4 protein-coding genes are annotated in these 6,995 nt (G+C 71.7%); 2 read left to right on the plus strand and 2 right to left on the minus strand.

Annotated features, from left to right (window positions below):
* Window positions 1-47: 47 nt before the first annotated feature.
* Window positions 48-947, minus strand: a complete 900-nt coding sequence (locus tag ACTIDRAF_RS0202815; protein WP_083886070.1) for a lysozyme — start codon at window positions 945-947, stop codon at window positions 48-50.
* A gap of 422 nt (window positions 948-1,369) precedes the next feature.
* Between ACTIDRAF_RS0202815 and ACTIDRAF_RS26940 the strand changes: the two genes are divergently transcribed.
* Both ACTIDRAF_RS26940 and ACTIDRAF_RS0202825 read left to right on the plus strand, forming a co-directional pair.
* On the plus strand, window positions 1,370-2,173 hold the full coding sequence (locus tag ACTIDRAF_RS26940) for an SAM-dependent methyltransferase (RefSeq protein ID WP_280956859.1): 804 nt from the start codon (window positions 1,370-1,372) through the stop codon (window positions 2,171-2,173).
* A gap of 370 nt (window positions 2,174-2,543) precedes the next feature.
* On the plus strand, window positions 2,544-4,715 hold the full coding sequence (locus ACTIDRAF_RS0202825) for a putative bifunctional diguanylate cyclase/phosphodiesterase (RefSeq protein WP_016697205.1): 2,172 nt from the start codon (window positions 2,544-2,546) through the stop codon (window positions 4,713-4,715).
* Window positions 4,716-4,788: 73 nt separating this feature from the next.
* Here ACTIDRAF_RS0202825 and ACTIDRAF_RS0202830 read toward each other — a convergent pair whose 3' ends face one another.
* Window positions 4,789-6,699, minus strand: coding sequence for a glycoside hydrolase family 15 protein (locus ACTIDRAF_RS0202830; RefSeq protein ID WP_016697206.1), 1,911 nt, complete (start codon window positions 6,697-6,699; stop codon window positions 4,789-4,791).
* Window positions 6,700-6,995: the final 296 nt, after the last annotated feature.

Below are 6,995 nucleotides of genomic sequence, written 5' to 3' on the forward strand. Positions count from 1 at the left end.
CGAGCGCCGCTCGACCGGGACCCGGGGGTGGGCGCCGTGCCGGGTTCTCAGCCGTTGGCCAGTGCCTGGAGGCGGTCGTACGCGCCGTTGAACCAGTTCTGGTCACCGGGGAAGATCCCGCTGTCGTTGTACTGCCAGATGGTGTGGAAACCCCAGCCGTTGGGCAGTTCCCCCACCGAGCTGGAGTACCTGGCCAGCCACAGCGGGTTGGTGTTGCCGAAGGCGGAACTGTTGCCCGTGCAGGTCTTCCACCAGTTGGTGCTGGTGTAGATGGTCGGGTACCGGGTGGTCAACCGGTGGTACTCGTTGCTGAAGTCCCTGATCCACTGGACCATCGCCGACTGGCTCAGCCCGTAGCAGGTGTTGCCGTACGGGTTGTACTCGATGTCCAACGCGCCCGGCAGCGTCTTGCCGTCCTTGGACCAGCCGCCGCCGTTCTTCACGAAGTACTGCGCCTGGGCCGCCCCGCTGGAGCGGTCGGGCAACGCGAAGTGGTAGGACCCCCGGATGAGGCCGTGGTCGTAGGAGCCGTTGTACTGCTGGGTGTGGTAGGGGTTCTTGAACCCCGTGCCCTCGGTGGCCTTGACGTAGGCGAACTTCGCGCCGTTGCGGACGACGGCGGCCCAGTCCACGTTCTTCTGCCATCCGCTGACGTCGAGGCCGTGGGTCTGCGTGACCTGCGCGGCCCTGGCGTCCGGGACTTCGCCGTCCCGCCCTTCGTGCTTGGCGATCTGGGAGCCGGCCCAGTGGCCCATCGGACCGGCGGGGTGCTCCGTCTGTTCCGTCTGCTCCACCTGCTCCGCCTGCTGCGCGGCACCGGTCGGTTCGTCCTGCTCCTGACCGGCCGCGGCCGGAGTTAACAACGCGATCAGCACCGTGGTGGCCGATCCGATCGCCAGTCCGATTCGTGCCGGTAGCCGACGGGCTCCGCTGCTGGTTCTCAACATGCACCCCCACGCCATGGGTATTGGAACGGGAACTGCGCCGCGCCGGCCGGCTAACCGGACCAGCGATGCCGATGAATGACGGAAATGCGTTGGCGGTCGTGATTTTCCCACGGAGCCTATAGCAGGTTTGCCGCATTTGCCCGGTGGTGCGGCCGCGACCGCCGAAGGTCGCGGCGTCGAATGTCGCATCCGCGCCGGCCCCCGGCACGCCAGGACCGAGCCGTGCATCCGCCTCGTGAGTGACCCGGCCCGTCCTCGCCCGCGGTGGAGTGGCCGCTGCCAGGGCGGCCGCTCCGGCGACGACGGGCGTCGGGAGCGGGGAATGCAGCGATTCGGTGAGTTGTGACGCGACGTATGCTGATCCCCGGTCGGGTGAGAATCGGGGCGGGGGAGCTGCTTTGGACGCCACACGTCCGCGGGGAGTGCCATCCGAAGTTGACCTTCAGCGGCCGAATGTCGCCCGAATGCATGACTACTACCTGGGTGGCGCGCACAACTTCGCCGCTGATCGGGAACTGGCCGACGGGGTGCTGCGGATCTTTCCCCGCACCGCCGAGCTGGCCAGGACGAACAGGTTCTTCCTGCGGGACGCCGTGCGGCGCATGCACGCGGCGGGTGTCCGGCAGTTCCTCGACCTCGGGGCGGGGATCCCCACCGCCGGCGCGCCGCACGTCATCGCCCAGAGCCTGGACCCTGCGTGCCGCGTGCTCGCCGTCGACCGGGAGGCGGTCGTCGTCTCGCACACCAGGGCACTGCTCGCCGACAACCCGCTCGCGGATGTGGTCCAGGCGGATCTGAGGGATGTCGACCTCGTTCTCGGCAGTGGACCCGGTCGTCGACTGATTGACAGGGAAAAGCCGGTTGGAATTCTGGTCGGCGGCGTTCTGCATTTCCTTTCCGACGGCGAGGAACCGGAGAAGGCGATATTCGACTACCACCGGGAGGTCGCGTCGGGGAGTCAGCTGGCGCTGTCCCACGTCGTTTCCTCCCAGGAGGGAGACGGCGGTTGTCCCCCGGGGGTGCGTGAGCGGGTCGACGACCTCTACGCCCGGAGTTCCGGCAAGCTGGAGTGGCGCACCGTCCCCGAGGTGGCCCGGCTGTTCGGCCCCTTCGCGCTGGTGGACCCGGGCCTGGCCCCCCTGGGGTGCTGGCGGACCGGTGAATACGCGGCCGACTCGGCCAGCCCCCCGTTGCCCGCGGTGGCCGGGCTGGCCCGCAAGAGATGAATTACTTTCCGATCCGGGGTCGGGGCCGTTTCCCGGTGGGCTCGTGGGCTGGCCCGCCGACGGAAACGGGCCGGTGGCCGGTAACCTCCGAAAAAGCGGTCGGACCCGGTACCGTCAGGTGCTTCGGATGCTGCAGACGTGTGGTGACGACGAGAGGTGCGGTTGTGCGATGCCCCAGCGGGTCGCCTGACGACGACGGCCGTGACACGACCCCCCACCGCCGGCGGACCGGGGGTGCCCCGACGATCTCGGAGGCGGTGCCGCAGCGTCGTTCCTGGTGGGGCGTTAGGGTCGAGCCTGTGAAGGGCGACGGCGGCTGTCGGACCTCGACCCGACTCCTGGTGCGGGCACGACCGGCGGGCGCGCTCTGATGTCCGACCACACGGAGGGCCGGGTCCGGGACCTGTTCCCGGGCCAGGAGGCGGAGGCGGAGCTCCTGGACGAGGCGTGCGAGCGTTTCGGCCGCGGCTGGGCGGCCCTGGTGTCCGGCACCAGTTACGTCTCCATGTCCAGGTCGGAGATGGTCGAGTTCCTGAGCCGCCTCGCCCGTCGGCTCCTCGTCGCCCTGACGACCGAACCCTTCGTGGCCCGGCCCGCGTGGGAGGTCGGCGCCGAGCTGGTCGAGGCCCACTTCACCTCTCCCGCGAGCATCGAACAGACGGTGGTGCTCGTCGGAACGGAACTCGGCGCCCTGACGGGAACGGACGTACCCCAGGGCCGTGTCGCCGCCCTCCAGGGAGCGGTCGCCGCCGGCTACGCCAACGCGCTCCGGCAACGGACCCTCGAGGAACAGGAGGCGATCCGGGAGGCCGTCCTCGACGCCAGGCAGCAGGCCGAGGCGGCGCTGCGGGCCAGCGAGGCGCGGTTCCGGGCGTTGTTCAGCGACGCGGCGGTCGGCATCGGTCTCGCCGACCTGGACGGCACGTTCCTCGACGTCAACGTGTCGCTCCAGCGGATGCTCGGCTACTCGCGGAACGAGCTGCTGCGCACGAACCTGCGGAAGTTCATGCATGCCGGGGACGCGGAGTCGACCTGGGAGGCGTACCGGCAACTCGCCAGGGGGGACCGCGAGTACTTCCAGGTGGACAAGCAGTTCTTCGGCAACGACGGGTCCGCGGTCTGGACCAACCTGACGATGTCCCTGGTCCGAGGACCCGACGGCCAGCCCCAGTACCTGGTGGCGATGGTCGAGGACGTCACCGACCGGCACGAGCTGCAGAACCGCCTCAAGTACCAGGCGCTCCACGACCCGCTCACCGGGCTGGCCAACCGGGCGCTGCTGCTCGACCGGTTGGCCAGGGTCTTCAGCAACCCGCCCGTCGGCCAACGGGTCGGGCTCTGCTTCCTCGACCTCGACGGCTTCAAGGTCATCAACGACAGCCTCGGCCACCACGTCGGTGACGAACTCCTGGTCGCGGTGGGGCGGCGGCTTGCCGAGTGCGTCAACGGCGAGCACTGCCTGGTCGCCCGGATGGGGGGTGACGAGTTCGTCGTCCTGGTGGAGGACTCCACGGGGACCGAGCAGATCGTGGACCTGGCCGACCGGGTGCTGACGATGCTCAACCAGCCGATCCGGATCGGCGGCCACCAGCTGTCGGTATCGGCCAGCATCGGCATCGTGGAGCGCCCGGTGGTCAGCGGTGAGTCCGCCGACCTGATCCGTGACGCCGACGTCACCCTGTACTGGGCCAAGTCGGAGGGCAAGAGCCGGTGGGCGGTCTACGACCCGGAGCGCAACGCCCGGGAGGTGGCCCGGTTCCGCCTGTCCGCGACCATGCCGGCGGCGCTGGAGCGGGAGGAGTTCTTCGTCGACTACCAGCCGCTCGTCCGCCTGGCCGACAACGCGGTCGTGGGAGTCGAGGCGCTGGTGCGGTGGCGGCACCCGGAGCACGGCCTGCTCTCCCCCGACCGGTTCATCGGGCTGGCCGAGGAGACCGGGCTGATCGTCCAGCTCGGCCGCTGGGTCCTGGAACACGCCTGCCAGCAGGCCAGCCGCTGGCAGCAGGAGTTCGGTCCCGCCGCGCCCTACGTCAGCGTCAACCTCGCGGCGCGGCAGTCACGGGACCCCGGACTGGTCAGCGACGTGGAGTCGATCCTGCGGAACACGGGTATCCCGCCGACCGGCCTCCAGCTGGAACTGACCGAGAGCGCGGTCATGGGAACCGCGGACGACCAGCTCGACGCGCTCCGCCGCCTCCACGAGATGGGTGTCCGGATCGCCATCGACGACTTCGGTACCGGGTACTCGAACCTCGCCTACCTGCGGCACCTGCCGGTCCACGAACTGAAGATCGCCGGGTCCTTCGTGGAGGGGCTGCGCGCGCCGGACAAGCCGGCGGACCCGGTGGACAAGCAGATCGTCGGCGCGCTGGTCACGTTGGCGCACGCGCTGGGGTTGACCGTCACGGCGGAGGGCGTCGAGACGAGGGCGCAGGCCGAGCGGTTGCGGGACATCGGGTGCGAGTCGGGGCAGGGGTGGTTCTTCGCCCGACCAGGGCCACCGGAGACCATCAGCAGGTTCCTGCGCGAAGGGCTCTTCTGACCCGGGCCCGCGTCGGCGGCGGGGGCGCCCCGGGACGGTCGCCACGCGGTCTGGCGCGGGCCGGCTGGCGCTCTCACCGGGCGGAACGGCCGGGGCGGACGCGACGCCGGTCCCGGTGGTGGCGTCCGTGCCCCTGGTCGAAGAGCAGGATCGCCGAGTTCACCAGCGCCAGGTGGCTGAACGCCTGCGGGAAGTTCCCGACGAGCCGCCGGCTCGCCGGGTCGTACTCCTCGGCGAGCAGGCCGACGTCGTTCGCGTGCCCGAGGAGGCGTTCGAACTCCTCGGTCGCCTCGGCCACCCGGCCGCCGAGCGTGAGCGCGTCCACGTGCCAGAACGAGCAGGCGAGGAAGGCACCCTCCTCGCCGGGCAGACCGTCCACCCCCGAGCCGCCCCGGGGGGTGGCGTACCGGGCGAGCAGGCCGTCCGTCCGCAACCGCGCGCCCACCTCCCGGATCGTGCTCGCCATCCTCGGATCGGTGGCGGGCAGGAAACCGACCGCCGGCATCAGCAGGGTCGCCGCGTCGACCTCGGTGCTGCCGTAGTACTGGGTGAACGCCCGGACCTCCGGGTTCCACGCCCGGGTCAACACCTCCTCCCGGACCCGTTCCCGCAGCGACCGCCACCGTTCCACGGGGCCAGGCAGGCCGTGGTCCTCGACCGCCCGCACCGCCCGGTCGAAGGCGACCCAGGTCATGACCCGGGAGTGGGTGAACCGCCGCGCCGGCCCCCGTACCTCCCAGAGCCCGTGGTCGGCGCGCCGCCACCGGCTCTCCAGATCGGCGAGCAGGGCGCGCTGCACCTCCCACGACTCGGCCGTGTCGCCCAGGCCGCGTTCCCGGGCCAGGTGCAGGGCGTCCATGACCTCGCCGTAGACGTCGAGCTGGAGCTGGCGGTGCGCGGCGTTGCCGATCCGGACCGGCCGGGAGCCCTCGTAACCGGGGAGCCAGTCGGCCGTCCACTCCACCAGCTGGCGCTCCCCCTGGATGCCGTAGGCGATCTGGAGGTCGCCCGGGTCCCCGGCCACGGCTCTCCGCAGCCACCGCCGCCAGGCCGCCGCCTCCCCGTGGCAGCCGGTGCTGTCCAGGGCGAGCAGGGTGAGGGTGGCGTCCCGGAGCCAGCAGTACCGGTAGTCCCAGTTGCGCACGCCACCCAGCCGTTCGGGCAGGGAGGTGGTCGGCGCGGCGACCATGCCGCCGCTCGGACCGTAGGTGAGCGCCTTGAGCGTCGAGAGCGACCGGCGGACCGGCCCCTGGTAGGGGCCCTCGTAGTCGATCTGCGAGGCCCAGGTACGCCAGAACCGTTCGGTCGTGAGCAGGTCGGCGGCCACGTCCCGGGGGTTGGGCAGCTCCTCCGGGTCCGCGCACCACTGCATGGACCAGCGGAAGGTCCGTCCCCGGGGCACCGGGAAGCGGGTGCGGTGGGTCCGGGCGCCCGCCACCGCCGAAGGCAGGGGATCTCCGCGCAGGACCACGGTGTCCGGGCCGGCCACGGCGAGGAGGCCCTCGACGCCTCCCCTCCGGGTGCGCCGGACCCACGGCACGGCGGCGCCGTAGGAGAACCGGACCACCCAACGCATCTCCATCTCCACACTGCCCCGCAGGCCGGTGACGGAGCGGACCAGCACCGGCTGGTGCGGCCCCCCGTGCGGCGCGGGTGGCATCGCGTCCACGACGAGAACCTGGCCGTCCGGGGTCTCGAACTCCGTCTCCAGCACCAGTGAGTCACCCCGGTAGCGGCGGCGGACCCGGCAGTCGTCCGAGGTCGGGGTGAGCGCCCAGTAACCGTGGCGATCGTCGCCGAGCAACCGGGCGAAGCAGGACCCCGCGTCGAACCGGGGCAGGCAGAGCCAGTCGACGGAGCCGTCCCGGCTGACCAGGGCCGCGGTGCGGAGATCGGAGAGCAGGGCGTAGTCCTCCACCCGTCCCCGGCCGCTGACCGGGATGGGGGCCCACCCCGTCCCGGCGGCCCTCCGGTCGACGGACATGCTCCGAGGCTAGGACGACGCGGGCGCCCGCGCATCCAGGCCGGCCGGCGCGGCCGTTACCGAACGTCGCTGGTGACCGCGTGCGCGGGCGGCCACGGCGTCGCGCCGGGTGGCTGTCCCCCTCACGGATGTCCCCGGACGGGTGCCCGAGCGGGCGACTGGCGACTGGGGTTGGACGGCCCGCCCGGGGTGCGCCGCCCCTCGGGGCAGGTCCAACCCCTCGGGCGACCGGCGAGCGCGTACGGGGTCGCGGACGTGCCGACCAGGCCGGCGGGGCCCGCCGACGAGGCCGGAGC

It is taken from the genome of Actinoalloteichus spitiensis RMV-1378, assembly GCF_000239155.1.
GTDB lineage: Bacteria > Actinomycetota > Actinomycetes > Mycobacteriales > Pseudonocardiaceae > Actinoalloteichus_B > Actinoalloteichus_B spitiensis.